Here is a 26,208-nt window from a genome sequence, read left to right on the forward strand (position 1 = left end):
GGCTACTTCCAGATCACGTTCAACACCTCCGGACTGCCGTCATAACCGAATTGCTTCATGACGATTGAACACGAATCGCAAGGCGCCATGGTCGTGGCTATCGTGATGGACTCAAGCTCCTGAGAGTTCGGATATTTCTGGCGTATGACGCTGATGAGTTTGCTCTCGGTGTCCAGTGAAGTAGGGCGTTGGGTGAGTGCGGGCGTATACGTCTCGATGTTGTCGATCGTGTGCGGAATCGCTCGCAACTTGCCAGAAGCGGAGACGTTCAGCGATGTCTGCGGGAAGTTGGCACCGTGATCGATGTTGAAGTAACTCGTACCTTCGTCGATCACCTCTTTCGAGCCTCTGTTTCTCTCAAACAATGGCAGGTAAGCGGTGTCACCCTGTCTGCCGGAAACGCTGACATAAACCTCCCGAATGCCCTGTCTTGTCTTGATTTCAGCGAATGCAACATTGCGCAGTTTGCCCAATTCACTGTTATGAATGGCGCTGATGCGTTGCTGTAGTTCCAACATGACGCCATCGATTCTCAACGCCTTGGGCCCATCCCGAACCGACGATTCCAGGGTGATAACGGTTCTCTGAAACAGTGTATTGAATACTTGCGCTGTCGTTTCACGGACACTTTCCGGAGCATTCCTGGACGCTGACCAGGTCGTTGCGCCATCGGTGGAGTGCCTGACGATCATTCGGGTCGAGTGATCGAACAGCACGGCCTCGCCGGGGCTGGTATCGACCTTGATCAGCCTGAGTGTATCGGGCGGATTGGCATGGCCGCCGATAGGTATGGCGATGTTGTCCATCGCTCTCATGGCGCGCTCAACGAGAGTCACACCGTAAATCCTCGCCATGTTGTTGGCATTCAACGAGCCGGTGTACACCACCATCAACTCGCGCCGCAGTTCGGCGGGCAAGGTTGACGCTTGCTTGAAAGTCAGTGCGTTACGCAGGCTTTGCCCTTTTGCCAGTTCGGCAACGTAAAAATCCCCCGCATCAAGACGTGTGAAAACATACCGTTTCGAACCGTCTACGGAGTCCACGATGACGGCTCCGGAGTGGAAGGTATCGGTCACACCTTTTTCGGTCACGTTGACTTTGACACGCCCGTAAATGCCTTTGCGGAATTCCATCGTCGCGTCGAGTGTTGTGTGAGTGGCCAACGAAACCTTCGTCAGGGGGGCGCCCGCAGTGCCTGGTGTGTAAATGCTGTCGCCAAACCAGGTGGCCCATCCCTTGGTTTCATCGAAGGTGCCAACCGCGGGTGTCGGGGCCGGGTCTCGCTTCACATAGCGAGTCGTGCACACATCTGCTCCCGGGGCGCGTCTCGGTCGGCAAGGTATCGACTTCAGCGAATCACTCGCGTCAATCAAGTCTGCACGGCGTAGCGTGTCACCCTCCAGCCGGTACGGCACGTCATCGATGAACAGCGTGGTTCGGCCGTCCACTTCAAGCACTTCTCGTACGTGGCGTGTCTTGGCTAGCTCCACAACCGATTGCTGGTTGCGGCTTTCCAGGGTGCTGTAGTGCGATTGCCCGGGAGAGAAGTCACTGGCGCGGGTGGTCAACGACGGGCCATAGGGCTTGGAGGACAATGGATCGATCAGGCGCAAGTCGGTCTTGCCAGAGGTGCCGATGTTGTGAATTGGCACATCATCTATGCCTTTGATGCTGGCTAGCTGATCTCCCAGCGTTGCAGGCTTCCAGCGTCCGGCATCACTCAACTGAGGCAAGCTGCGCACGTACTCGTAGTAGCGGATTTTCCCCACGAGTTCGTTAAATTCGAACGTGACGGTTTTATAAATGTATCGCACCGATTTGCCCAAGCCTTTGAGCAGCGCGGGAATAATCTCAAGCGGATTCAACGCTCGCAGTGTCGATACCAGCAGCGTTTTTGTCAGCGTTGAAAATGAAGGGAGCGTTGCGCGTGTGGCTAGTTGGCCCGCGTTACTGATCAGTCTGATCGAACCCGTGGCGAATTTGCCAATGGGGATCACGAACGAAATTACATCGAAAAACAGGCCGACTATTCCCAGGGCGATGCGATTCTTATCGCCTGACATCACGTCTTCGACAGGGCCCCAGAACGGTACAAACAACTTGGCGATCTTGAATATCTTTCTACGTTGAGCTTCTTCGAGTTCAAACCTGGTCTGACCCTTCGCAAAGGTACGCAACGCTTGCGGGTCAACAAACAGGAGTTCGGTCGCAATGTGTCGGCTGATCGCCAGTGAGCGGCTGGACGACAGGGTCAATGGGGCGCGTTGATGATGCTCCGTGATCTCGGAACTTGTGCTGAAGGCTGGTGGCAGCTGATCGATGATGGCCTCGCAGAAGGCCGTTGCCTTGGGCAGGGTGCCGTTCGAATGCGCATCCCAGTCGAAGGGTAAATGCCTGTCGCGGATGACATCGACATAGGCCCCATTGGAGGTGGTTGCCATCGCCCCGATCCGGGGAATCAACAATGTCGCATCAAAATTTTCGAGGCGACGTATTACCCCGGCTTTCGGGAGAAGTTCGTAAAAAGTGCTGACGGAAACGGCGGCTTCGTCCCCGATGGGCTCGTTTGTTTGAGTCGCTTGCAGGATTACGCCGTTGCGCGCTCTGAGCGGCAACGTAATTTCGGGCGTTTCGTCTTTGGCGGCGACTTTGCGGGTTTCTTTGCGCAGGCTGTAAATCTTGACTTCACCCACCTCCAGCGCCAGGCGGTCGGCATAGGGGAGTGAGGTTAACAGCGTTCTGATCAATGTCTGGTAGGCTGTCGTGATCGTTTCCAGATGCAGCTTGAACGCATCGTCAAACAGCGCAGGGACATCGGGGATTTTGGTAAACGGTGACAGGACTGGCCGAAGGCGGCCTTCCCAGTTGATGCCGGGAACAGGCCATGGCGCTTCGGTTTTGACATACCGATCCTTGTCCATCCTGATCCATTGTTTGCTCAAGGTCTCGCCGTCAGCCTCAGTCACAAACCATTTTTTCTGATCGTCGAACATGCCGGACGCCAAGACATCGGTGAACGAGTAGTACTTGTATTCCTTACCCCTGAGTGGCGGCGGGTCGCGAAAGCCGATCGAAGCCAACTCGTCATGCCTGGCCAGTTTGCGTCCATCGGTATTGAAGGCTTCGCTTCCGAACAGCGTTTGTATTTCAGCCTTGGCGATGGCCAGCCGTTTGGGTGGCTCTTCATTGATTCGGATAACCGCTTGATTGACCTCGTTCGAGTGTTTTTCCAGTTCGGAGCAGGCTCGTTCGATGTCGGCTTGCGTGTAATCCTTGAGGTCTTTTTGCGAAACGAAACCCTGGGTGACAGCCCAATCCAGGGTCGGAAGCAGCCTGGTGAGACTGAGGAGGTTCAATTCTTCCGTGGTTGCCACTTCGGCCCTGTGCATGGGCAAGTTGACCAACTGCTGGAAGCTCAGTCTGTCCAGCAATTCGGGGGCGGCGGATTTGACGAAATTGACTCCGTTGAGGAAGTTGACCCAGACAACCGTGCTCCGGTAAGCAAGATCTGCCGGAATGTCCCGGACACGAAACTCAAATGGGAACCGGGACAAAAACAATCGCGAAATGACCACTGCCTCTTTTTCCGACGATGCCAGTTTTGACGTGAGTAAATGGGATTCAAATGCCTCGCGGATTGCCTGGTAGCTCTTTCCCCAGTTCGAACGACTTCGCCAGTTGTACCCGGCGATCAAATCGCTGGAATCCAGGGTCTGTGCACAAAGCCAATACTGCAGCGCATTGGCTATCAGTCTGGTGCGGATGTAAGGCGAAGTCTCTTCACCGGTTGTGCCACCATACCAATTCATTGTTGTCAGTAATGTGTTTCCAAGCCTTTGAGCCTCCGCGCGCTGCAGGATTTTTTCGAGATACACACTCGGCATTGCGCGTACTTGTTCAATCGTTGCGGTAGGAAGAATGTCCTTGGCAAGGTAAGTCAGCGGTGAAGTAACGCTCTCCGGCAAAAATTGATTAACCGCATCGACTATTTCGCCGCGGACCTGGCCGCTATGGAGTAACTGCGTATCGACTGGAGTGCCAGGAAATGCTTGTTGGATAGTCGCGAACGTTTCCAGGTCCTTTTCTGTGGGAGGGGACTTCAGATCAAGGGCTTCAAACTCGTCCTCCAGTCTCAAACGATGGGCGGCGATCCTGTCCTGAACGACCTTTATCGTGACCTGAACTATTTGCGGGTCTCTCGACGTCAATGCAATACCGTAAAAGACGCACATTCTTTCTAAGCCAATGGTGCGGTTTGAATTCAACACTCCGCCCAGTAATGCTGCTGCCCGCTCAATCCGCAGTTTCAGCGGCTGCCATTTGGCGTGCTCGGTCAACTCCAGCGTGACTTTATGTCCTGTGTTCTTCCAGGCCTGATAGACATACTTGCCCTCCTTGAACGCAACGGACAGATCGCCGTGCTTTATTTCAAGTTTTGTGCACATATCGATGTAATCCCGATCGCGCAGCACTTGCCACAACGCTTTTAATCCATCTGCGCTCACCTTGGTGAGTGGTGAATAAGGTTTTAGTGGCAAGACGGGCCATAGAATGTTTACCGGTGTTTCGCGCAAGGCCGCGAGCAGAAGTTCGTACTCCTCCAGTTGGCCTGCATGTAACTCAGCCTCGGAGGGTGACGGTGGGTTTGAAGTGTTCGATTGCATGTAATTGCTTCTCTTGATTATCGGTTGATCTGCGCATCGCTCTGGTGCGATGGCGTCGTTGGCCGATTTCAAGCGAAAACAAACAGGAGAGAGCGGTACATAGTTAGGTGATGGCGGCTTTTCTCCAGGAACTGTGTCGCGAGGTGTGTCCGCCTCTCACTGAAAACCGTTATTTACCGGCACTTGCCCATAGAAAGGGCTTCTCGCTTGCCGGGATCGAGAACGCACCCTAGTCTAGCTGTAGCGATCACGTTGGATGATGATCTGGCAGTGCTAAAACAAGGGACCTCATGAATCAAACGCGGACTCTCGGAACGCCACGGTTGCTGGGCATTGTCTGGCCATTTATCGCTGTCGTGCTATTTCAGGCGCTGTTGGGCGGTTTCAGCCTGTATGTTTTGTCGGCGGTGCGCGGCTATGTTGCCGGCGAAAGCCTCTGGTCCAAGGGCCAGAAAGACGCCATCTATTACCTGAATCTCTACGCGGACAGTCGCGACGAGACGATATTCCTCAAATACCAGAACGCCATCGCCGTGCCTCAGGGGGGCCACGAGTTACGTTTGGCGCTGGACAATCAACCACCGAACATCGAAGCGGCACGCCAGGCGATCCTCAAGGGGGGCAACCATCCGGATGACGTCTCCAGCCTGATCTGGCTGTACCTCAATTTCCGCCACTTCTCTTACCTTGAGAAAGCCATCGACCTCTGGACGGTAGGGGATGCGTATCTGCTGCGCCTTGATAATGTTGCTCGGGAAATGCATCAGCGCATCACCTCCCGTCAGGCCACCAATGGCGATATCCAGCGCTGGAAAGATCAGATATTTGCGATCAACGATGAAGTGACGCCGGCGGCGAAGGCCTTCAGCGATGCCTTGGGTGAAGGCTCGCGGGTGATTCTGCGCCTGCTGCTGTTGACGAACCTCGCCACCGCCCTGGGCTTGATTGTCCTGGCCCTGATGCGCACGCACAAATTGCTCAAGCAGCGCCATGCGTTCGCCGACGCCTTGCAGTTGGAGAAGGAGCGCGCGCAGATCACCCTGCAATCGATTGGCGATGCTGTGATCACCACCAATGTCGACGGCGCGATTGCCTACATGAACCCGGCCGCCGAGGCGTTGACGCACTGGAAGGCCGAGCAGGCGACAGGCTTGCCCCTGGCCGCGCTGTTCAATCTGCTGGACGAGAATGCCCAGGCCGACGGCTTTACGTTGATCGAGCACATCCTGAGCGGTCAGCTCAGTGGTGGCAGCGAGCATTCCAAATTGATTCAACGGCTGGATGGCAGCACGGTTTCGGTCACACTGGTCGGTGCGCCGATCCGCAATGCCGGCAAGGTCAGCGGCACCGTGCTGGTGTTGCACGACATGACCCAGGAGCGGCAATACATTGCCAATTTGTCCTGGCAGGCGACCCATGACGCCCTGACCGGGCTGGCCAATCGCCGCGAATTCGAATATCGCCTGGAACAGGTGCTGCACAACCTGACGCGACATCCGGGGCGTCATGCCTTGATGTTTCTCGATCTGGACCAGTTCAAGCTGGTCAACGACACGTGCGGCCACGCGGCGGGGGACGAGTTGTTGCGGCACATCTGCGCGTTGCTGCAATCGGGCTTGCGCGAAGGCGATACCCTGGCCCGCCTGGGCGGCGACGAATTCGGCATCCTGCTGGAGAGTTGCGCACCGGAAGCCGCGGAGAAAATCGCCGAGGGCCTGCGCCAGACCGTGCAGAACCTGCACTTCGTCTGGAAAGGCCGGCCGTTCGTGACCACCGTGAGCATCGGCCTGGTACACATCAATCAGCACCCGACCACCCTCGAAACGTCGCTGCGCGCCGCCGATATGGCCTGTTACATGGCCAAGGAAAAGGGCCGCAACCGGGTTCAGGTCTATCACGCCGATGACTCGGAATTGTCCCTGCGCTTTGGCGAAATGGCTTGGGTGCAGCGCTTGCACATGGCGCTGGAAGAGGACCGCTTTTGTCTGTATGCCCAGGAAATCGCAGCCTTGGGTCATGTCGAAACAGGCGGCGGGCATATCGAAATCCTGTTGCGCCTGCATGACGAAGCCGGGCGCATGATATTGCCCGACAGTTTTATTCCGGCGGCGGAACGTTATGGGTTGATGACTTCGCTTGATCGTTGGGTTGTACAGAATGTTTTCAAGATCATTGCCCAATGTATATCGGAGAAACACAAAGGGCCGTTGGCGATGTGTGCGATTAATCTGTCAGGCACAACTATAGGAGATGAGGCGTTCCTGGACTTCCTGCGTCAACAGTTCATTACTTATTCCATACCGCCTGAAATGATTTGTTTTGAAATTACTGAAACCAGCGCTATTTCCAATCTTGGAAGTGCAATTAGATTTATTAATGAACTCAAAGGCTTAGGTTGCCACTTTTCGTTGGATGACTTTTGCGCCGGTATGTCCTCATTCGCCTACTTGAAACATTTGCCTGTAGACTTCCTGAAGATCGACGGGAGTTTCGTAAAGGATATGCTGGACGACCCGATTAACCGCGCCATGGTCGAAGTGATCAATCACATCGGCCATGTAATGGGTAAGCGTACGATTGCCGAGTTTGTTGAAACACCCCAGATTGAACAGGCATTGCTGGAAATCGGGGTGGATTACGCTCAAGGGTATGTGATTGAGCGCCCGCATTTGTTTACCTGCGATAGTTTACAAAGTCGTCCTGCCAGGCCTCAGCCGTTGTTGTTCAAGGCGCCTGGCACGTTCCGTTGAAATCTCTTGCTGATCCTTACAATCACAATCAAAAGGAACCCGACAGTGATCGATACATTCAACAGAACCGGACCCCTCATGGAAGCTGCAAGTTATCCCGCCTGGGCTCAGCAACTGATCCAGGACTGCAGCGAGAGTAAACGCCGGGTTGTCGAACACGAATTGTACAGGCGCATGCGAGATAACAAACTCAGCGCAAAGACCATGCGCAACTACCTTATTGGTGGTTGGCCCGTGGTTGAGCAATTCGCGTTGTATATGGCACAGAACCTCACCAAGACCCGTTTTGCCCGCCATCCCGGCGAGGACATGGCGCGACGATGGTTGATGCGCAACATTCGTGTGGAATTGAACCATGCCGATTACTGGGTGCACTGGAGCCGTGCTCACGGTGTCAGCCTGGAAGAACTGCAGGCGCAAAAGGTGGCCCCTGAACTTCACGCCTTGAGTCATTGGTGCTGGCACACCAGTTCGGCGGACTCGCTGATCGTTGCCATTGCCGCCACCAACTACGCCATTGAAGGCGCGACCGGCGAGTGGTCGGCGCTGGTCTGTTCCAATGGCGTCTACGCGGCATCGTTCCCCGAAGAGGATCGCAAGCGAGCCATGAAGTGGCTGAAGATGCATGCCCAGTACGATGATGCCCATCCGTGGGAAGCGCTGGAAATCATCTGCACGCTGGCGGGGCTGAACCCGAGCAAGTCACTGCAGGCCCAATTGCGCGAGGCCGTGTGCAAAAGCTACGACTACATGTACCTGTTCCTGGAACGGTGCATCCAGCTTGAGCATGTGGAAAAGGCTCCGGTCGCGCGTGGGCGCATGGCATTGGCCGAAAGCTGATCGGTTGGACTCACCATTGAAAAAGCCCGCGCCCTCTATCGATAGAGGGGCGGGCTTTGTCGTATTGGCCGCAAGCCGTCAGGCGCTGACTTTCAGTCCGATCAGCCCGGCAATGATCAAGGTCACGCTGGCCAGCCTGAACAGCGCCATCGATTCACCAAACAGGATGATCCCGGCGATGACCGTGCCGACGGCACCCACGCCGGTCCAGATCGCATAGGCAGTGCCCAGGGGCAATTCCTTCATCGCCAGCCCAAGCAGGCCAAGGCTGATGGCCATCGCGGCAATCGTCAACGCAGTAGGGAGAGGGCGGCTGAAACCGTCGGTATATTTCAGGCCGACAGCCCAGCCCACTTCGAACAGGCCGGCGAAAAACAGAATGATCCAGGACATGAGAGACCTCCATCGATTGACGGGGTCGTCCCCAGATTAATGACTCGATCGAGCCGCGAGGTCGTCCTCGCGTTGCGCAGTATGGTGCCCATCATTAACCCGGGGATCAAGTTTTGCGCTTACTCAGTCACTTGCCGAGCCGCGGTTTCCCGATCTTCTTTCTCGCTCATCCGGCGGAAATACGTCGAGAGCAGCGCCCCGGAAATGTTGTGCCACACACTGAACAACGCGCTCGGCACCGCCGCCAGCGGCGAGAAATGCGCACTGGCCAGCGCGGCGCCCAAACCGGAGTTCTGCATGCCGACCTCCAGCGCCAGGGATTTACGCTGGGCCAGTGGCAACTTGAACAGCCGTCCGGTGAAGTACCCCAGCAGATAGCCGAAGCTGTTGTGCAGCATCACCACGGCCATGATCAGCAGGCCGGACTCGGCGATCTTCGCCTGGCTGGCCGCGACGACAGCCGTGACGATGATCACGATGCTGACAACGGAAACCAGCGGCAGTACGTCCACTGCGTGGCGAACCCGATCACCGAGCACGCGCTGAGCGACCACGCCGAGCACGATCGGCAGCAGCACCACTTGCAGGATCGACCAGAACAATTCCATGAAGGACACCGGCAACCAGGCCGATGCGAGCAGCCAGATCAGCGCGGGCGTCAGCAGTGGAGCGAGGAGGGTGGTGACGGCGGCAATGGCCACCGACAGCGCAAGGTCGCCACGGGCCAGCCAGGTCATGACGTTTGATGAGGTGCCGCTTGGGCAGCAACCGACCAGGATGACACCCACGGCGATTTCCGGCGGCAGATGGAACACCTGGCAGAGCAACCACGCCACACCGGGCATGATCACGAAATGTGCAACCACGCCCAGCGCCACGCGCCACGGATGGCGAGCGACTTCGGCGAAGTCTTCGAGCTTGAGAGTCAGGCCCATACCGAACATCACCAGGCCCAGGAGCGGCACGATCGCGCCTTTCAGGCCGAGGAACCATGCCGGTTGCAGGAAAGCCACGACGGCGAAAATCAGAACCCAGTAAGCGAAGGTGTTGCCGACAAAGCGACTCAATGCAGCCAGTGCACGCATGGCCTGATCCTTATTTTAAGTAACACTGCAAAACAAATGTGGGAGCGGGCTTGCTCGCGAAAGCGGTGTTTCAACCAACACATGTGTTGGATGTAAAACCGCTTTCGCGAGCAAGCCCGCTCCCACAGTGGAAAATCACCAGGCTTTAGATTCCCTGCGGCGTCTCTTCACCGCCCAACGCTTCAACCAGCGCCGGGAGGAAGTCGCCGAACGTCAGCATCATCAGGGTGAAACTGGCGTCCAACTGGCCGAGGGCTTCTTCGCCGCCGTCCTGTTCCGCCTGATCCTGCAGCAGGTCTTCGAACTTCAGGCGCTTGACCACCATCTTGTCGTCAAGGACGAAGGACAGTTTGTCCTGCCAGGCCAGCGACAGCTGAGTGACCACTTTGCCGGTGCTCAGGTGCAACTGGATTTCTTCGCTGGTCAGGTCCTGACGCTTGCAGCGCACGATGCCGCCGTCTTCGTGGGTGTCGCGCAGCTCGCACTCGTCCAGCACAAAGAAGTCATCCGCGGCTTTCTGGGTGGTGACCCATTCAGTCATGGTGGCGGTCGGGGACATTTTCACGGTCAGCGGACGTACCGGCAGGGTGCCGATCACTTCACGCAGGGTCGACAGCAGGTCTTCGGCACGTTTCGGGCTGGCCGAGTTGACCAGAATCAGGCCCTGTTTCGGCGCGATCGCAGCGAAGGTCGACGAACGACGGATAAAGGCACGCGGCAGGAAGGCCTGGATGATTTCATCCTTGATCTGATCGCGTTCCTTTTTGTAGACCTTGCGCATTTGTTCGGCTTCGATCTCTTCGACCTTTTCCTTAACGGCGTCACGCACGACGCTGCCCGGCAGGATGCGTTCTTCCTTACGGGCGGAGATCAGCAGGAAGTCGCCGCTGAAGTGCACCAGTGGTGCATCTTCGCCCTTGCCGAAAGGCGCGACGAAACCGTAGGTGGTCAACTCCTGGCTTGCACATGAACGCGCCAGTTTGGTGGCCAGTGCAGTTTCCAACGCCTCGGCATCAAAAGGCAGATCTTGGGTCAGGCGATAGATAAGCAGGTTTTTGAACCACATGGGGCGAGTCTCTCCTTTATACAAAGTGGGGCATTATTCTCTTCGTGGCGCCATAGGCCAACCCTTCTCTAAGCCTTTGGAAGGCCTGAAAAAATTATTTAAAAAAGTGCTTGCCAGAGGTGAGGTCGCTCCGTAGAATGCGCGCCACACCGAAAGTGAAGGGTGATTAGCTCAGCTGGGAGAGCGTCTGCCTTACAAGCAGAATGTCGGCGGTTCGATCCCGTCATCACCCACCATTCGCTTCAAGTGTTACGCGCAGCGGTAGTTCAGTCGGTTAGAATACCGGCCTGTCACGCCGGGGGTCGCGGGTTCGAGTCCCGTCCGCTGCGCCATATTCGGTAACCTGGAACGCTGAACGCCAGGTCACCACGGAAAAGCCCGCTAACGCGGGTTTTTTTCTGCCTGAAGTTCCTGCTGGATGCGTCGTTTCACCGGTTTTCAGATTTTTTTGAATTATTTATCAATTAAATCAACATGTTATGAAAATCTGTGGCACAATGCGCCCCGCAACGAAGGTAAAGGGTGATTAGCTCAGCTGGGAGAGCGTCTGCCTTACAAGCAGAATGTCGGCGGTTCGATCCCGTCATCACCCACCATTTACTTTCAACGCTACGCGCAGCGGTAGTTCAGTCGGTTAGAATACCGGCCTGTCACGCCGGGGGTCGCGGGTTCGAGTCCCGTCCGCTGCGCCATATTCGGTAACCTGGAACACTGAACGCCAGGTCACCACGGAAAAAGCCCGCTTTAAGCGGGCTTTTTGCTGTCTGGAGTTTGGCTTTCTGCAGGCTCCCACTGAAAAAGCGACCTTCGGGTCGCTTTTTTCGTTTGTGCCCGCCTACTGTTCGGCGTTTCGGCTGTGTCGGTAATCGCTGACCGCCTCGTAAACAGCTTTGCGCAAGCGGTTGATGCCGCCAATCGGGCGATGGGCCTCAACACCAAACCATGGATTGAACGACTGGTTGTCGCATTGCAGGTTCAACGCTGGCGTGTCGAAGTCCTGAGCGGGCACGTTGATCCGCGCCACTGTCTGGAAAGGCGCGTCGCTTTCCTTCCATTCAACACTGGTGTCCTCGATCGGCATGTACTTGCCTGCATCCTGTCGCTGGATCTGCAGGACAAAACAGGCGGGCACCCGATCGGTCGACAGTTGCTGGTTCAGCGCATTGCGCAGAAAGTTCGGCAACTTCTGGTTTTGCGCGGGCAGGGCATAGGTCGGGCAGTTCGTTGGGTCGGGCATGACCCGAAACTTGGCATTGGCCTCGCCGAATTTGTAGGGCGAAACCGAAAAATACGTCGTCTGGGTCGGGCTCGGTGGTGGCGGAGAAAGCGTCGCCAAGGCGATAAACAGATGACGGACCTGCCAGGTGCGCGGGTCCCAGCCCGGAAAGAACGCCATCACCTTCTTGCCGTCCGCCTGGGCGGCGACATTCTGACGATATTCGGCGACATCGCTGACAAAGAAGTTCGGATGGCTGAACATCACGAAGTCCTGTTCGCCGCGACGCTGTTGATCGCTGAGCAGTTGTTTGCCCGGCACATCGAGCAGTTTGATCGCCATGCCCCGCGCATCGCGGATGCTGTCGAATTGCGGGTAGGCATTGCCGTTGGACAGGCGCATCGTCGCTTGCCAGGTCTTGCCCGGCTCACTGAACACACCTTGACGCAACTCTGTCGCCAGATCCGGCAACACCTGCACCTCAGCCTTTACGCAGCCATGGGCCTTGGCATGGGCATCACGCAGATAGCGGGTGCTTTCACGGTGTTGATCGACAATCCGCACGGCGGTCTGGATCACGTCCTGGGTCATGGCGGCTTCGCCATCCGGAATCTGCTCCAGTGCCGAGACCGGTCCACGGTGCTGCCAGGCAAACCAGGCAGTGGCCAGCGCCCAGCCAAGCAAGCCGATGCACAGCAAAACCAGCAGGGTTTTGCCGAGCAGGCGGCCCAGCCACAACCAGAACCGGGCAAACAGCGGCAAATCCTTCTTGAAGGTGGTCATGATCATGGCAATTGCGCCTCCAGCGGGCCGCCCAGCACTTTCAGGTACTCCATCAACGCAAAGCGTTCCTCGGGTTGCAGCAGTCGGCCAATCACCCCGTTGCCGTGTTTACCCGCGCGGAATTCATGGCCGCTGTTGTGGTTACCGGTAATGCGCGTATCGAACAGGAAGCCATTGGTGAAGGCTTCGGTGCGATAGCCCAGGTGTTTCGGGTCGTACTCGAACGTGCCTTTATAGAAGGTGGCCGCGCGTTCGTCCTGAGGCGAGAGCAATTGGTAAATGCTCGGCACTGAGCCGTTGTGCAGGAACGGTGCGGTCGCCCAGACGCCTGACAGCGGTCGAGCCTTGTAAGCCACTTTTTCACGAACGCCGATCGGCAGGCCGAAGCCATCGAGCCGAGGCTTTTCTGCGGCTGTGACCTTGGCCTCCCGGTAAGCCCGGTCCTCGACGAACGCCGTGACGTAGGCCAGCCCCTTGGCCACCGAAAGCTGGCTCAGGTCCAGCGGCTCCTCGGGTGTCGGGTGCAGCTTCACGTCCATCTGTGCCAGCTCCGTCGGGTCCCATTGCAGCGCAGTCAGGTCGAAACGGTGATTGGCGATGTTGTTCGCCGCTGTCGGATCAGTGCCGATGACGTCGACGGGCAGCATGTGCAACTGCTGCACCCAGCGCTCGCCTTCCTGGATCGTCCGCGGAACGTGGCAACCCGCGCAGTTCTCGGTGAACAGTGCGCGACCTTTGGCGGCCAAAGGTTTGTCGACCGCGCCCAGCAGCTCTTCCGGCCAGGCAGGCGGTTTGAGTCGTTGCAGGGTTTCTTCGATCAGGTGCAAATCGCGTACCCGCACGCTGGACGGATATCGGTAGTCGCCCTTGAGTGGCTGCCCGTTGCTGTCGAAGAAATTCAGCGTGGCGCCTACGCCCAACGCCTCGCCGATGTTGCGGGCCATCGGCTGCTGTGCCGAACCGTTCCACTGCACCCAGTCGAATGTCCACATGTCCCACAGTTGCGGGTAGTCGACCGGCGCATTGGCCACCCGGTAGTTGGCCGGTGAGATCGCGTCGCCGAAACTGGCGTTGGCAATGCGCCCGAACGCGTCGGTGCGGCCAGGGCCTTCCTCGGTCGGGTAGAGCCCTCGATGGGTGTCGTTCCAGGCTACTTTCAAGAACGTATCGAGAGAGGTTTTGAAGTCTTTGCGCAGCTGTTGATGCCGGGCGTCGTATTCCTGGCCCAGCACGTTGCGAGCGAAACGTTCGAATTTCCACGGGTTGTAGTAAGTCGACGTCAGACTGGCGACCAGAGCTTGTCCGAAACTGCCACCGCGCAGTGTCGGAACGCTGGACGGCAAGACGTGTTGCGCCGAACCGCCATCGATGCGGATGGCCTGACCGTTGAAGCGCAATTCGCCGGTGTGGCAGGCGGCGCAGGTAATGTCCAGAAACTGATCCTGGCTGCCGGGGTTTTGATGGCGGGCGAAACCCACGGGCAGGTTGCCGGGGTTGTTCGGCGTGGCTTTCTGGCCGGGATCGACCAGGAAACCGAAGCGCGCAAGGTACTCCGGACTGGCGAATCGCTGTTGCGAAAAGGGCAGCTCGAGCGCGTTGAACCACTCGTAGCGCAAGCCTTTGACCTGAGTGCCCTGGGGCGTGAAGTAGTAGGTCTGGCGGTCGGCCGCGCTCCACTGCTCCAGGTAATGCACTTGTTGTGCTGGCGACCAGTTCGGCAGTTTCGGGTTGGCGACGTAATACAGAATCACGGCGAGGGCGAGGCCCAGCAGTGCAACGATCAGAATCAGAAAGCGATAAAAGAGGCGCAAGTTAAACATCCTTGTCGAGTTGTCGCTCTCTTATGCCTCAGCTGCAATCGTGGGGCAAGTGGCCATTACTTCAGTTGTTGTGGGACGAAGCAGTCGTCCCTGTGGGGCGAAGATGACAGAAGCTTCATCATCCGATTCCGGAAATGCGTTAAAACACCTGAACTTATCAGAAGTTTCCTGCTCTCATGCCGGTAGCCATTGGTCGTGGCCGCCTGATAAGCTCGCGGCTTTACTCGATTGCCCTTTAGGCGCATGAACAAGGAAATAGCATGAAACAGCATCGGTTGGCGGCGGCGGTGGCCCTGGTTAGCCTGGTACTTGCGGGTTGCGACTCGCAGACCAGCGTAGAGCTGAAAACCCCGGCGCAAAAAGCTTCCTACGGGATTGGCCTGAACATGGGCAAGAGCCTGGCTCAGGAAGGCATGGATGATCTGGACTCCAAAGCCGTTGCCCAGGGCATTGAAGATGCCATCGGCAAGAAAGAACAGAAACTGAAGGATGACGAGTTGGTCGAAGCCTTCGCAGCACTGCAGAAGCGTGCTGAAGAACGTATGGCCAAAATGAGTGAAGAGTCGGCAGCCGCCGGCAAGAAATTCCTCGAAGACAACGCCAAGAAAGCCGGTGTCACCACCACGGCTTCGGGCCTGCAGTACGAAGTGGTCAAGAAAGCTGATGGCGCACAGCCTAAGCCGACCGACGTGGTGACTGTTCACTACACCGGCACCCTGACCAACGGCACCGTGTTCGACAGCTCCGTCGAGCGTGGCAGCCCGATCGATCTGCCGGTCAGCGGCGTGATTCCGGGTTGGGTCGAAGGCCTGCAACTGATGCACGTTGGCGAGAAGTACAAACTGTTCATCCCTAGCGAGCTGGCTTACGGCGCCCAAAGCCCAAGCCCGGCGATTCCAGCCAACTCGGTGCTGGTATTCGACCTGGAACTGCTGGCGATCAAGGATCCGGCAAAACAAGACGACGCTGCCAAGTAATTAGCGTTTGTCCTGACAACAACGCCTCGCTTATGCGGGGCGTTGTTGCATCTGGCGTCCGGCAAGGGTAAACAAAGCGAACGGATGTTTCAGGCTGGAGTCATAGCCATTGAGAGCGCCTGCGCTAGCCGCGGCGGAGCGCCAAGTCAATGAAATCTTGGGTTTTTTTATGTGAGTAAAAAACGCCCGATCTGAGTTGAGCCCTTATGAAACGGGGCTTTCAGCCGTGAAATGCAGCTCTGTTCACAAGGTTATCCACAATTTGTGTGGATAACATTTCAGCGGGAGGAATGATGAAAGCACCCTGGAATTTCGCTCGTTTCCTGCCACTGGCCGGACGTCTGTTAGCTCGTGGGCGTTTGCCGACGTTATTGTTCGCGGTAGCCAGCAAAGGTGCCAGCCAGGGCAACCGTTTGGGCAAGCTCAAAGACGACCTGCGCTTGTTGCAGGCGTTGTGCCTGGCTTACTGGCGCGGTGAATACCGGGCCATCAGCCCTAAAGCGCTGATCTCGGTGGTGGCAGGCTTGATGTATTTCCTGAGCCCGGTGGATGCGATTCCGGATTTCATTCCGGTGTTCGGCATGTTCGATGACATCGCCGTGCTCGCCTGGCTGATGAAGGTTCTCGACGACGAGCTCAACGCCTTCCGCGCCTGGCGCAATCGCCAGGCGCCAGAGAAGCTCGCGGTGGTCGAGCGCTTGCCCGATACCCTGGAACAACTTCAACTGCAGGGCCCGAAAAAAACCTGAGTCGATTCAGGATCATCCCTATATTCATACCCCCGCGACCTTGGCCGCTGTTAGGATTACACTTCTAAGGAAAAGCGCCGACTCGCTAAGTGTCGTTGTCCTACGGGGAAGTCATGGATATTCAGATAATCACACGCGAAGGCGAGCCCGAGTATGCGGTTGTTCCGTGGGCTCAGTATCAGGCTCTACTCAAAGCTGCAGGCATCGATCAACAACCGCCGCGCGAGGCCCCTGTGCAGCGCGTGGCCACACCAGACCAGATTCTTCCGGGTCTGGATCAACTACGCAGTTTGCGCGAAGGGAAGGGCATCGCCATTGAGGCGCTGGCCCGCACGGTAGGCATCAGCCCGTCTTATCTGGCCTTGATCGAAAGTGGCGAGCGTCAACCCGACGCTGCGATTCGCCGCAGCCTGGCCTGGGAATTGACGGTGCCAGGGTGGAGGGAAGAATCGTGAGCGTACGCATCAGTCGTCAACATTGGGACGGATTGCTGGGCGAGCTGGATCAGGCGCGCCGCCAGCGTCATTTGCTGACCTACCGCGCGTTGCTTGAGCGCCTGCAATTGCCGACGCCGGCCATGCAAACCTTGACCGCGGCCCTTGAGCACCTGGCCGCACTGGACGCCAAGGCCGAGCAGCCGCTGCGCAGCTCGTTGGTAATCAGCCAGGGCGCCAGTCGCCTGCCGCGCACCGGTTTCTTCGAATGCGTCGAGCGCCTGGGGCGTTTCTCCGGGCCGTCCGATGGTGTCGCCGCCGCCTCGTGGCATGCCTCGGAAGTGGTGCGAGTGTTCGAATACGAGTACCCCGAATCGGCGGAAGCCTGAGTGTTTTTCAAGCTCAAGGCGCGGGCCGGTTACTGGCTGGCTCGCCGGTTGTTTCACTGGTCGTGGTTTGTGCGTCAGCCACGCGGCTGGAGTTGGCTTGAAGGCCAGCTTGCACGCATGGCGAACCTGGGCGATGTCGACGCTCAAAGCTTCTATGGCCACATTCTGGCCTTTCGCGGCGTGGGCCTTGGGGCTCGTGAGGAAGGTGTCCGCTTGCTGCGCCTGGCGGCGTTGGCGGGGGATGGCAAGGCGGCGTATCAGGTGGGGGTGATCAGTCTGGCCGGGACGGCGAGCAAGGCACCGGATCCGGATGAGGCCGCCCGGTTTTGGGCGATGGCTGCCAAGGCCGGACATCCGTTGGCTGAGATCAAATTGAAAGAGTTGGCTGCTCGCGGTCCTTTGGATAATTAGTGGCTGATCCGACGCCTTCGCGGGCAAGCCTCGCTCCTACGGGATGTGAACGTTAATAACGACACCCATCCCGTAGGAGCGAGGCTTGCCCGCGAAGGCGTCAGCCCCATCACCGCTGCCCAACCAGCAATTCATCCTCTCGCTTGGGCGCCGTCAGACTATCAATCACATGCACGCTATACCCCGGCACATTCTTCGCGTGGTGTTTAGCCTGCGACGCCATCTCCGCCAACTGGCTCGCATCGAGTTGTCCACAGGCCTGTGGATGCAAATGCACCACGCCGATCGACAGCGATAACAACGGAAATTCCTGGCGCACGCCCTGTCGATTCGGGGCGATGAAGCAGCCGGCTTCCAGGTGTTCGCTGCGGTAGAAGCGTCGGCATTGGCTCTGGAAATCGTCGAGCAGCTGGTTCAAACGTTTGCGCCAGTCTTCCGGCCCGAGCACCAGCAGGAAATCATCGCCGCCGATATGGCCGACAAAGTCGCGGGACGGGTCGACGCGATCATTCAGACATTGCGCCAGGCACAGCAGGACTTCGTCCCCGCGACCGTATCCGTAGATGTCGTTGAAGGGTTTGAAACTGTCGATGTCCACGTAGCAGATCACTGATTCCCTTTGTTGTTGCAGCAGCCGCGTCAGGCATTGCTGGATCGGCACGTTGCCCGGCAACAGGGTCAGCGGGTTGGCGTAACGGGCTTGCTGGATCTTCAGTTCAGTAATCAGCTTCAGTACGTCGATGACCCGACCCAGTCCCAGGTAGCCGCCGTTGAGGGTGATGATGAAGTCTTCCTCGATGCGCTGCCGGGCGCGGCTGGTGATCAGGCGGCTGACCTGTTGCAGCGACTGGCTCATCTCGACGGCGAGAAAGTCGTCGTTCATCAACCGGCTGATGGGCTTGCGGGCAAAGAGGTCGGTGGCAAAGGGTTTGAGCAGGGCGTCCGACAGCGAATGCCGATGGACGATGCCGCAGGGGTGGCCTTGCTCATCGAGCACCGCCAGTGAGTTCAGGTTGGCCTGGCGGCGGAAGGCTTCCAGCACCGTGGCAGTCGGCGTACCCCGCGCGACCGCTGGTTGATCGATCAAAAGAGCACTGAGGTCACTGCCTTCGTCGTTCAGCGCCACCGCAGAGCTGTCCTGTTTGGGCATCAGGTTTCGCGCTTCCCTTGGCGGGTGTTCTTGAGGGCGGCAGAGCAAATAACCCTGGACCAGATCGACGCCCATATCGGTCAACACCGCGAGCTCCTCCGGCAGCTCGATCCCTTCAGCAATCACTTGTGCCCGAGAGGCTTTGGCGATTTGCATGATGGAACCGACAAATTCACGCTTGAGCGCATCCTGATGGATGCCGTCGATGAAGTGCCGATCGATCTTCACATAGTCCGGCCGCAGCTCGGACCACAGGCGCAGGCTCGAATAACCGGCACCCAAATCATCCAGCGCAATGGAAAAGCCCATCGCCCGATAGTGATGCAGCGCGTTTTGCAGCAGCTGGAAATCGTCGGTAGGCGTCTGTTCCGTCAGTTCGATGACCACCTGGCTGGGCGGTATGCCGAAATCCTGCAGCAGTTGCAGGGTCCGACCCGGTTGGTGAGCCGCTTCGAGCAGCGATTCCGGCGACACGTTGAGAAAGAGTTTGCCCGGCAGTTGCTGCTCATTAAAGCGCCGGCAAGCGCTCTCGCGGCAGGCAATTTCCAGCTCGTTCAAACGACCGGCCTGGCGGGCGACGGCAAACAAGGCGATGGGCGAGTGCAGCGGGCTGTTGGATGGGCCACGGCTGAGGGCTTCGTAACCGATGATCTGTCGTTCAGAGAGCGAAATGATTGGCTGGAACAGGCTGTGCAAACCGCTTTGAGTCAGTATTGAACTCAACGCACTCAGCTGTTCGGTAGTGGTCATGGCGGTCTCTGGCGAAAAAAAAAGGACTGAGAGCCAAAGCTCTCAGTCCCGTATTTCACGACAGAATGATGACTGTTTGATGACGCTAAGGGGGCGTCAGCATTAAATTGCCATCATCGTGCTTGTAACAACTTAGTGTTTGGCAACCGCGGTGTTGAGTTTCAGGTAGTCCAGCAGAATCCGACCGGTTTCGCTCAGGTAGGCATCGTCTTCTGGTTTGACCTTGTCCGGCTCGGCCGCAGCGACGTCTTCGTCTTCTTTCTTCAGCTCTTTGAGCGGCTCTTCGCCCTTGGCCTTGCGACGGATGTTTTCCATCGCAAGCTGCTTGGCTTCGATATCCGCGTGTTGGGCACGACGCTCGGCTTCATTGAGGCTGACGGTTTTTTCCGACATCAGCTTCTGCGCCAGGGCCAGTTTGTCGCGGATGAACACGAACTCCGCGTCTTTGGCCGAACGTACGTCATGCTCGGATTTGAGCTGCGAAATGTATGGCTTGAACGGGTCGACCGCAGGCTTGATGGCCGCGCGGATGGTGTCCCACGGCATGGCTTCCGGCAGGGCGCTCTCGCCGATTTCCTTGGTGTCGATGATCGACGGGTAATCGATGTCCGGCAGTACGCCCTGATGCTGGGTGCTCTGGCCGGAAACCCGGTAGAACTTGGCCAGGGTCAGTTTCAGTTCGCCATGGTTCAGCGGCTGAATGGTCTGCACGGTGCCTTTGCCGAAGGTCTGGCCGCCAATGATCAGTGCGCGGTGGTAGTCCTGCATGGCGCCGGCGAAAATCTCCGAAGCCGAGGCGGACAGGCGGTTGACCAGCAACGCCATCGGGCCTTTGTAGAAGGCGCCCGGGTTTTCATCTTCGAGTACATCGACCCGGCCATCGGCGTTACGCACGAGCACGGTCGGGCCTTTGTCGATGAACAGGCTGGTCAGCTCGGTGGCTTCCTGCAAGGAGCCGCCGCCATTGTTGCGCAGGTCGATGACCACGCCGTCGACTTTCTCTTTCTGCAACTCGGTCAGCAGTTTCTTGACGTCGCGAGTAGTGCTCTTGTAGTCCGGATCGCCGGCACGGAAAGCCTTGAAGTCGAGGTAGAAGGCCGGAATCTCGATGACGCCGAGCTTGTAGTCCTTGCCATCCTGTTTCAGGTTGAGGACTGACTTCTTCACGGCCTGGTCTTCAAGCTTCACCGCTTCGCGGGTGATCGGCACGATCTTGGAGGTCTGGTCGTTCGGCGCATTGCTGGCCGGGATGACTTCCAGGCGCACCACGGTACCTTTCGGACCACGGATCAGCTTGACCACTTCATCGAGGCGCCAGCCGACCACATCGACCATCTCTTTGTTGCCCTGGGCAACGCCGATGATCTTGTCGGCCGGTGCGACCTGCTTGGTCTTGTCGGCAGGGCCAGCCGGCACCAGACGCACGACTTTCACCTGGTCGTTGTCGCTCTGCAACACAGCGCCGATGCCTTCGAGGGACAGGCTCATGTTGATGTCGAAGTTCTCCGCGTTATCCGGCGACAGATAGTTGGTGTGCGGGTCGTAGGACATGGCGAAGGTGTTGATGTACGCCTGGAAGATGTCTTCCGGACGGGTCTGGTCCAGGCGCGAGAGCTGATTCTTGTAACGCTTGGTCAGCGTTTCCTGAATCTGCTTGGGCTCTTTGCCAGCAATCTTCATCCGCAGCACTTCGTCCTTGACGCGTTTGCGCCACAGGTCGTCGAGCTCTGCGGTGGACTTGAGCCAAGGCGCGTCCTTGCGATCGATCAGCAAGGTTTCCTTGGCGGTGAAGTCGATCTTGTCGACGCCCTTGTTCAGCTCCGCAAGGGCAAAGTCCAGACGCGCTTTTACGCGGTCCAGGTAGCGCTTGTAGATGGTGAACCCGGCGTTGAGGTCGCCGCTCTTGAGGAAGTCGTCGAACTGGGTTTTCCACTTGTCGAATTCGGCAATGTCGCTGGCCATGAAGTAGCTGCGCGACGGATCCAGCAGCTTGAGGTAGCTGTCGTAGATGATCACGGAGCGCGCGTCATCGAGCGGCGGCTTGCTGTAGTGGTGACGCTTGAGCAACTCGACGACATTCAGACTGGCGATCACTTCGTCACGATCTGGCTGAAGCTTGTCCCAGCTATTGGCTGCGAACGTATTGCTCGACATCGGCATCAGGCCGATACCAATAAATAGGGCGAGGGCGGTGCTGGGGAACAGATGCTTCATGCTGATTCGACGCGGGGACAATTGATAACGCATATTAGGCCGTCTTTGAAGTCGCCGGTACCACAAGGGCCGGTCGCATAATGCAAAAAGCCCGGCGCTACAGCTTCGGGCTCAGTCCAGACTCACTATGGAGGCACTGTGAAAGCATTGCAAGGCGTTGACGGTCAAGTGGAGTGGGTTGAAGAGCCCGGTCCTACATGCGATGTAGGGCAAGTTCGCATTCGCGTGGCGGCAGCGGGCCTCAATCGCGCCGATTTGTTACAGAAGGCGGGCCTTTATCCGCCACCGCCGGGGGCCAGTCAGGTACTGGGTCTTGAGTGTTCCGGGGTGATCAGTGAGGTCGGCCCGGGCTCGTCCTGGCAGGTCGGTGATCGGGTCTGCGCCTTGCTGGCCGGGGGCGGGATGGCCGAAGAGGTGGTTGTCGACGGACGGCATGTGCTGCCGGTCCCCGAAGGATTGTCCCTGGCCGAGGCGGCAGCGCTACCCGAAGTCTATGCGACCGTCTGGCTGAATTTGTTTCAATTGGCTGCGCTCAAACCGGGTGAGAAAGTTCTTCTTCACGCCGGAGCAAGTGGAATCGGTTCAGCTGCCATTCAGCTGTGCAAGGCGTTTGGCAACCCGTGCTGGGTCAGCGTCGGTTCTGCCGAGCGTCTGGCCTATTGCGAAGCGCTGGGTGCACAGGGTGGCGTGGTGCGCACCGACGATCTGGACAGCTTGATCGACCTGGGGCCGTTCGATGTGATTCTTGATCCGGTCGGCGGCAACTACGCCGCGCTGAACCTCAAGCTGCTGGCTCTCGATGGCCGTTGGGTGTTGATTGGCCTGATGGGCGGCCGTGAGGCAAAACTGGATCTGGCGCAGGTGCTGGCCAAACGCGTGCAGTTGCTGGGTTCGACCTTGCGCAGCCGTGACGATCAGTTCAAGGCGGATTTGTTCAGTGATTTACGCCAGCATGTCTGGCCGTTGTTTGCCGAAGGGCGATTGAGCCCGCAGTTGGCGAAGACCTTCCCGATCAAGGATGCCGAAGCGGCATTTGCCGAGTTGGCGACGAACAAGGTGGCGGGGAAGTTGGTGTTGGTGATCGACGAAAGCCTCGTCTGACAACACCGAGCCCTGTAGGAGCGAGGCTTGCCCGCGAAGGCGTAATTACATTCAACACTTGTGTTGACTGATACACCGTTTTCGCGGGCAAGCCTCGCTCCTACAGGGTTTTGCGTTATTTCCAGAGGTGGATCGGCCAGCCGGCTTTTTCGGCGTGCTCGAGCAATACCGGGTCAGGGTTCACCACGTGTGGGAAATCTACCTTCAGCAACAGCGGCAAATCATTACGTGAGTCGGAATAGAAACTCGCGCCCTCCAGGTTTTCCTCTTCCGCATCCAGCCATTCCAGCAATCGGGTGATCTTGCCTTCGCGGTAGGTCAGCGTACCGACGGTGTTGCCGCTATAGACCCCATGCAACACTTCCAACTCGATGCCCAGAATCTCGTCGATGCCCAAGCGGTCGGCAATCGGCCTGACCAGGTGTGTACCCGACGCCGAAATCACCAGTATCCGGTCACCGGCCTTGCGATGGGCGGCGATGGCTTTGGTTGCGTCGCTGAAGATGATCGGTTCGATGAAGTCTTCCACCCACGGCCCGACCAAGTGGTCGACCTCTTCGGGTGTGCGCCCGATCATCGGTTCGAGGCTGAAGGCCATGTATTCCTCCATGCGCAACTTGCCGTGGCTGTAAGCGTCCATCAGTTCGTTGTTCTGACGCATGAACGACTCGGGATCGACCCAGCCCAGCCGGCCCATCTGTTCGCTCCAGAGGGTGGCGCAGTCGCCGTGGATCAGGGTTTCGTCCAGATCAAAAATTGCCAGGGCCATCAGTGCAGTTCTCTCTTCAACATCAGCAAAGTCATCAGGCTACCTCACACAGGGCCGTCGGATCGATGGAAAGCGCCAGACGCTGACCATCGGGATGCAGATCGGCCGCCGAGCGGTTGAGCACATCCACCACCAATTCCACGCCCCGGGCCTCGATCCGGTAGCGAATCACGTTGCCCAGCAGGCTGTGGCTGCGCACTTGTGCGTCAAGTTCGCCGTTCAGGCTCAGTTCGATGGCTTCCGGGCGAATCGCGATGCGATGCGTAATCGGTCGTTGCAGCAATTTCGAGGCGTTGTCGGCGTCGAGCAGGTTGTAGTTGCCGATAAAGCCGGCAGCGAACACATCCACCGGCGCGGTGTAGAGGGTTTCGGCGTCGCCGCTCTGTACGATCTTTCCCTGATTCATCAGGAAAATCCGGTCAGACATGGTCAGCGCTTCTTCCTGATCGTGTGTGACGAAGATCGTGGTCAGGCCGAGCTCGCGCTGGATCTGACGGATCTGTTCGCGCAAATGCTTGCGAATCCGCGCATCAAGGGCCGACAGCGGTTCGTCCAGCAGCAACAGGCGTGGACGGGTCACCAATGAGCGGGCGAGGGCGACGCGCTGGCATTGACCGCCGGACAGTTGGTGCGGATAACGGGCGGCGAAATCGTTGAGTTCCACCAGTTTCAGCACTTCGGCAACGCGCTTTTGGCTGTCGTCGCTGTTGACCTTCTGCATGCGCAAACCAAAGGCGACGTTTTGCTCCACGGTCATGTTCGGGAACAGCGCATAGCTTTGAAACACCATGCCGATCCCGCGTTTCTGCGGGCTCAGCGGCACGATGTCGACACCATCCAGCAAGATCTTGCCGCCATCTACCGAGGTCAGCCCGGCGATGCAGCGCAGCAGCGTGGATTTGCCGCAACCGGACGGGCCGAGCAGGGTGACGAATTCGCCCTTCTGGATTTCGCAGTTGATGTCGCTGAATATGTTGGTGCCTGCATAGTTTTTCTGCAAATGTTGGACGCTGACATAGCTCATTCGCTTTTGTCCTTGTTCAAGATATTGGCCGCCCAGGTCAGAACCAGTACGAAGAAGAAGTAGGAAATCACCAGCGCACTGGTGAAGTGGCCGCTGCTGTTACGCATGTTGTTGAGGTAGACCTGCAGGGTTTCGTAGCGGGTGCCGACGAGGATGTTGGCGAACACGAACTCACCGAACAGGAACGAGAACGACAGCAGCAACGCAACCATCAGACCTTTGCGCAGGTTCGGCAGCACCACCAGGAATGCCGCCTGAAAAGTGCTGGCACCGAGCAGTTGGGCGGCATCCATCAGGTCGCGCAGGTTGATCGCTTGCAGGTTGTTGGTGATCGCGCGATACATGAACGGCAGCGCCACGGTGAAGTAGCAGCCGATCAGAATCCATGGCGTGCCGACCATCGCGAACGGCCCCGAACCGTAAAGCTGCAACAGCCCCACCGACGACACCACCGGGGGCACCGCGAAGGGCAGCAGGATCAGGATGTTCATCAGCGCATCGAGCTTCGGGAAGTGGTAATGCACCACGAACAGCAGCGGCAGGATCAGCACCACCGACAGGATCAGCGCACCGACGCAGACCAGCAGCGATTGGCCAAAAGCACTCAGGAATCGCGGATCGCTCCACAGCTGCACATACCATTTGACGGTGAAGCCGCTGGGCAGAATGGTCGCCGACCAACTGCTGGCAATCGAGTAGATCAGCGTGCCAACCAGTGGCAGCAACAGAATGGCAAACAGCAGGTAAACCACGACGCGGTGATAGATACCGACGGGGCCCAATTCAGCGCGAGACATGGTAGCTCCTCTTCAACAGCAGCTGATGCACGATGGTGACCAGGGTCATCAACGCCACCAGCACAACGGCCAGCGCACTGGCGAGGTTCGGGTCCAGGGAAATGTCACCGGAGACCATCGCCGCAATACGGATCGGCAGCACGTTGAAGTTGCCGGTGGTCAGTGCGTAAACCGTGGCGTAGGCGCCGAGGGCGTTGGCCAGCAGGATCACGAAGGTGCCGAGCAGTGCCGGCGTCAGCACCGGCAAACCGATGTGTCGCCAGAACTGCCAGCCGTTGGCACCCAGCAGCGCGGCAGATTCACGCCAGTCTTCGCGCAGGGCGTCGAAGGCCGGGTAGAGCAGCAGCACACCGAGGGGGATCTGGAAATACGTGTAGAGAATGATCAGCCCGGTTTTCGAGTACAGGTTGAAATCCTGAATGATCCCGGCCTGCTTGAGCATGATGGTGATGCTGCCGTTGAAACCCAGCAGGATGATGAACGCGAAGGCCAAAGGCACGCCGGCAAAGTTGCTGGTCATGTTGGCGAAGGCGTTGACGAAGTTACGCAGCTTCGAGTCGACACGACGCAGGGAATAAGCGCCGAGCACCGCGATGATGATCCCGAACACGCTGGACCAGAAACTGATCTCGAGGCTGTACTGGATCGCCTGCAAATAGAACTTCGAATTGAAGATCTTGGTGAAGTTGGCCAGGCCCCAACCGAACTCTTCCGATTGCAGGCTGTTGATCATCACCCAGATGAGCGGGGCGATCTCGAACACGATAAAGAACAGTGCGAAGGGCACGAGGCACAAGGCCGCCAGCCATTTGCCGCGAGTCATGGC

General features: G+C 57.9%; 20 protein-coding genes and 4 tRNA genes. 12 read left to right on the plus strand and 12 right to left on the minus strand.

The features are described from left to right. Nucleotides 1-2: 2 nt before the first annotated feature. Nucleotides 3-4,664, minus strand: a complete 4,662-nt coding sequence (locus IB246_RS25195) for a deaminase domain-containing protein (protein WP_008040918.1) — start codon at nucleotides 4,662-4,664, stop codon at nucleotides 3-5. 290 nt (nucleotides 4,665-4,954) lie between these two features. On the opposite strand from IB246_RS25195, the gene IB246_RS25200 reads away from it, so the two are divergent. Both IB246_RS25200 and IB246_RS25205 read left to right on the plus strand, forming a co-directional pair. Further along, nucleotides 4,955-7,414, plus strand: coding sequence for an EAL domain-containing protein (locus tag IB246_RS25200; RefSeq protein ID WP_008040916.1), 2,460 nt, complete (start codon nucleotides 4,955-4,957; stop codon nucleotides 7,412-7,414). 78 nt (nucleotides 7,415-7,492) lie between these two features. After that, nucleotides 7,493-8,254, plus strand: coding sequence for a TenA family transcriptional regulator (locus IB246_RS25205; protein ID WP_008040915.1), 762 nt, complete (start codon nucleotides 7,493-7,495; stop codon nucleotides 8,252-8,254). A gap of 78 nt (nucleotides 8,255-8,332) precedes the next feature. On the opposite strand, the gene sugE is transcribed toward IB246_RS25205, so the two are convergent. From sugE to rdgC, 3 genes are all read right to left on the minus strand, one after another. Next, on the minus strand, nucleotides 8,333-8,647 hold the full coding sequence (sugE, locus tag IB246_RS25210; RefSeq protein ID WP_008035664.1) for a quaternary ammonium compound efflux SMR transporter SugE: 315 nt from the start codon (nucleotides 8,645-8,647) through the stop codon (nucleotides 8,333-8,335). A gap of 119 nt (nucleotides 8,648-8,766) precedes the next feature. Beyond that, nucleotides 8,767-9,732 (minus strand): bile acid:sodium symporter family protein, encoded by a 966-nt coding sequence (locus IB246_RS25215; protein WP_008035661.1) that lies wholly within the window; start codon nucleotides 9,730-9,732, stop codon nucleotides 8,767-8,769. Between the two features lie 145 nt (nucleotides 9,733-9,877). Further along, nucleotides 9,878-10,798 (minus strand): recombination-associated protein RdgC, encoded by a 921-nt coding sequence (gene rdgC, locus IB246_RS25220; protein ID WP_008040914.1) that lies wholly within the window; start codon nucleotides 10,796-10,798, stop codon nucleotides 9,878-9,880. 160 nt (nucleotides 10,799-10,958) lie between these two features. Here rdgC and IB246_RS25225 point away from each other — a divergent pair. The 4 genes from IB246_RS25225 to IB246_RS25240 all read left to right on the plus strand — a co-directional run bounded on the left by IB246_RS25225 (nucleotide 10,959) and on the right by IB246_RS25240 (nucleotide 11,490). Further along, nucleotides 10,959-11,034: transfer RNA gene (locus IB246_RS25225), tRNA-Val, on the plus strand. Nucleotides 11,035-11,053: 19 nt separating this feature from the next. Further along, nucleotides 11,054-11,130 (plus strand) — tRNA-Asp (locus IB246_RS25230). A 188-nt stretch (nucleotides 11,131-11,318) separates the two neighbouring features. Next, nucleotides 11,319-11,394 (plus strand) — tRNA-Val (locus IB246_RS25235). 19 nt (nucleotides 11,395-11,413) lie between these two features. Further along, nucleotides 11,414-11,490 (plus strand) — tRNA-Asp (locus tag IB246_RS25240). Between the two features lie 143 nt (nucleotides 11,491-11,633). On the opposite strand, the gene IB246_RS25245 is transcribed toward IB246_RS25240, so the two are convergent. Both IB246_RS25245 and IB246_RS25250 read right to left on the minus strand, forming a co-directional pair. Then, the gene (locus tag IB246_RS25245) at nucleotides 11,634-12,803 is read right to left on the minus strand and encodes a catalase family protein (protein WP_008040913.1); all 1,170 of its coding nucleotides are present in this window, start codon (nucleotides 12,801-12,803) and stop codon (nucleotides 11,634-11,636) included. Continuing rightward, nucleotides 12,800-14,608 carry a di-heme-cytochrome C peroxidase gene (locus IB246_RS25250; protein WP_008040912.1) on the minus strand — a complete coding sequence of 603 codons (1,809 nt, stop codon included), beginning with the start codon at nucleotides 14,606-14,608 and terminating at the stop codon, nucleotides 12,800-12,802. The genes IB246_RS25245 and IB246_RS25250 overlap by 4 nt, the downstream gene beginning before the upstream one ends. Before the next feature lie 269 nt (nucleotides 14,609-14,877). On the opposite strand from IB246_RS25250, the gene IB246_RS25255 reads away from it, so the two are divergent. The 5 genes from IB246_RS25255 to IB246_RS25275 all read left to right on the plus strand — a co-directional run bounded on the left by IB246_RS25255 (nucleotide 14,878) and on the right by IB246_RS25275 (nucleotide 17,577). Beyond that, on the plus strand, nucleotides 14,878-15,594 hold the full coding sequence (locus tag IB246_RS25255) for an FKBP-type peptidyl-prolyl cis-trans isomerase (protein ID WP_008040911.1): 717 nt from the start codon (nucleotides 14,878-14,880) through the stop codon (nucleotides 15,592-15,594). A 293-nt stretch (nucleotides 15,595-15,887) separates the two neighbouring features. Continuing rightward, on the plus strand, nucleotides 15,888-16,343 hold the full coding sequence (locus tag IB246_RS25260) for a YkvA family protein (protein ID WP_008040909.1): 456 nt from the start codon (nucleotides 15,888-15,890) through the stop codon (nucleotides 16,341-16,343). 113 nt (nucleotides 16,344-16,456) lie between these two features. Beyond that, nucleotides 16,457-16,798 carry a helix-turn-helix domain-containing protein gene (locus IB246_RS25265; RefSeq protein ID WP_008040908.1) on the plus strand — a complete coding sequence of 114 codons (342 nt, stop codon included), beginning with the start codon at nucleotides 16,457-16,459 and terminating at the stop codon, nucleotides 16,796-16,798. Continuing rightward, a complete protein-coding gene (locus IB246_RS25270; RefSeq protein WP_003223109.1) occupies nucleotides 16,795-17,166 on the plus strand; it encodes a hypothetical protein in 372 nt (123 codons plus the stop codon). The genes IB246_RS25265 and IB246_RS25270 overlap by 4 nt, the downstream gene beginning before the upstream one ends. Further along, nucleotides 17,167-17,577 carry a sel1 repeat family protein gene (locus IB246_RS25275; protein WP_008040907.1) on the plus strand — a complete coding sequence of 137 codons (411 nt, stop codon included), beginning with the start codon at nucleotides 17,167-17,169 and terminating at the stop codon, nucleotides 17,575-17,577. It begins immediately after the preceding gene. 109 nt (nucleotides 17,578-17,686) lie between these two features. Here the strand turns inward: IB246_RS25275 and IB246_RS25280 are convergent, their stop codons facing one another. Both IB246_RS25280 and IB246_RS25285 read right to left on the minus strand, forming a co-directional pair. Continuing rightward, a complete protein-coding gene (locus IB246_RS25280) occupies nucleotides 17,687-19,477 on the minus strand; it encodes a bifunctional diguanylate cyclase/phosphodiesterase (protein WP_008040906.1) in 1,791 nt (596 codons plus the stop codon). Between the two features lie 132 nt (nucleotides 19,478-19,609). After that, the gene (locus IB246_RS25285; protein WP_008040905.1) at nucleotides 19,610-21,691 is read right to left on the minus strand and encodes a carboxy terminal-processing peptidase; all 2,082 of its coding nucleotides are present in this window, start codon (nucleotides 21,689-21,691) and stop codon (nucleotides 19,610-19,612) included. A gap of 138 nt (nucleotides 21,692-21,829) precedes the next feature. Between IB246_RS25285 and IB246_RS25290 the strand changes: the two genes are divergently transcribed. Beyond that, a complete protein-coding gene (locus IB246_RS25290; protein ID WP_008040904.1) occupies nucleotides 21,830-22,792 on the plus strand; it encodes a zinc-binding dehydrogenase in 963 nt (320 codons plus the stop codon). Nucleotides 22,793-22,907: 115 nt separating this feature from the next. Here IB246_RS25290 and IB246_RS25295 read toward each other — a convergent pair whose 3' ends face one another. The 4 genes from IB246_RS25295 to IB246_RS25310 are packed head-to-tail and all read right to left on the minus strand — an operon-like array spanning nucleotide 22,908 to nucleotide 26,205. Continuing rightward, complete coding sequence (locus tag IB246_RS25295) at nucleotides 22,908-23,561, minus strand: HAD family hydrolase (protein ID WP_008040903.1); 654 nt, start codon at nucleotides 23,559-23,561, stop codon at nucleotides 22,908-22,910. 34 nt (nucleotides 23,562-23,595) lie between these two features. After that, a complete protein-coding gene (locus tag IB246_RS25300) occupies nucleotides 23,596-24,585 on the minus strand; it encodes an ABC transporter ATP-binding protein (protein ID WP_008040902.1) in 990 nt (329 codons plus the stop codon). Then, nucleotides 24,582-25,382, minus strand: coding sequence for an ABC transporter permease (locus IB246_RS25305; protein ID WP_008040901.1), 801 nt, complete (start codon nucleotides 25,380-25,382; stop codon nucleotides 24,582-24,584). The genes IB246_RS25300 and IB246_RS25305 overlap by 4 nt, the downstream gene beginning before the upstream one ends. Next, nucleotides 25,369-26,205, minus strand: a complete 837-nt coding sequence (locus tag IB246_RS25310; RefSeq protein ID WP_162130714.1) for an ABC transporter permease — start codon at nucleotides 26,203-26,205, stop codon at nucleotides 25,369-25,371. The genes IB246_RS25305 and IB246_RS25310 overlap by 14 nt, the downstream gene beginning before the upstream one ends. Between the last annotated feature and the right edge of the window lie 3 nt (nucleotides 26,206-26,208).

It is taken from the genome of Pseudomonas sp. PDM01, assembly GCF_014852325.1.
GTDB classification, from domain to species: Bacteria; Pseudomonadota; Gammaproteobacteria; order Pseudomonadales; family Pseudomonadaceae; genus Aquipseudomonas; species Aquipseudomonas migulae.

Bases quoted from the DNA above. Each gene is read 5' to 3' on its own strand.
- sugE (WP_008035664.1), bottom strand. From the start codon at position 8,647: ATGTCCTGGATCATTCTGTTTTTCGCCGGCCTGTTCGAAGTGGGCTGG.
- IB246_RS25310 (WP_162130714.1), bottom strand. From the start codon at position 26,205: ATGACTCGCGGCAAATGGCTGGCGGCCTTGTGCCTCGTGCCCTTCGCA.
- IB246_RS25255 (WP_008040911.1), top strand. From the start codon at position 14,878: ATGAAACAGCATCGGTTGGCGGCGGCGGTGGCCCTGGTTAGCCTGGTA.
- rdgC (WP_008040914.1), bottom strand. From the start codon at position 10,798: ATGTGGTTCAAAAACCTGCTTATCTATCGCCTGACCCAAGATCTGCCT.
- IB246_RS25280 (WP_008040906.1), bottom strand. From the start codon at position 19,477: ATGACCACTACCGAACAGCTGAGTGCGTTGAGTTCAATACTGACTCAA.
- IB246_RS25260 (WP_008040909.1), top strand. From the start codon at position 15,888: ATGAAAGCACCCTGGAATTTCGCTCGTTTCCTGCCACTGGCCGGACGT.
- IB246_RS25195 (WP_008040918.1), bottom strand. From the start codon at position 4,664: ATGCAATCGAACACTTCAAACCCACCGTCACCCTCCGAGGCTGAGTTA.
- IB246_RS25295 (WP_008040903.1), bottom strand. From the start codon at position 23,561: ATGGCCCTGGCAATTTTTGATCTGGACGAAACCCTGATCCACGGCGAC.
- IB246_RS25265 (WP_008040908.1), top strand. From the start codon at position 16,457: ATGGATATTCAGATAATCACACGCGAAGGCGAGCCCGAGTATGCGGTT.
- IB246_RS25200 (WP_008040916.1), top strand. From the start codon at position 4,955: ATGAATCAAACGCGGACTCTCGGAACGCCACGGTTGCTGGGCATTGTC.
- IB246_RS25305 (WP_008040901.1), bottom strand. From the start codon at position 25,382: ATGTCTCGCGCTGAATTGGGCCCCGTCGGTATCTATCACCGCGTCGTG.
- IB246_RS25215 (WP_008035661.1), bottom strand. From the start codon at position 9,732: ATGCGTGCACTGGCTGCATTGAGTCGCTTTGTCGGCAACACCTTCGCT.
- IB246_RS25285 (WP_008040905.1), bottom strand. From the start codon at position 21,691: ATGAAGCATCTGTTCCCCAGCACCGCCCTCGCCCTATTTATTGGTATC.
- IB246_RS25245 (WP_008040913.1), bottom strand. From the start codon at position 12,803: ATGATCATGACCACCTTCAAGAAGGATTTGCCGCTGTTTGCCCGGTTC.
- IB246_RS25205 (WP_008040915.1), top strand. From the start codon at position 7,493: ATGGAAGCTGCAAGTTATCCCGCCTGGGCTCAGCAACTGATCCAGGAC.
- IB246_RS25300 (WP_008040902.1), bottom strand. From the start codon at position 24,585: ATGAGCTATGTCAGCGTCCAACATTTGCAGAAAAACTATGCAGGCACC.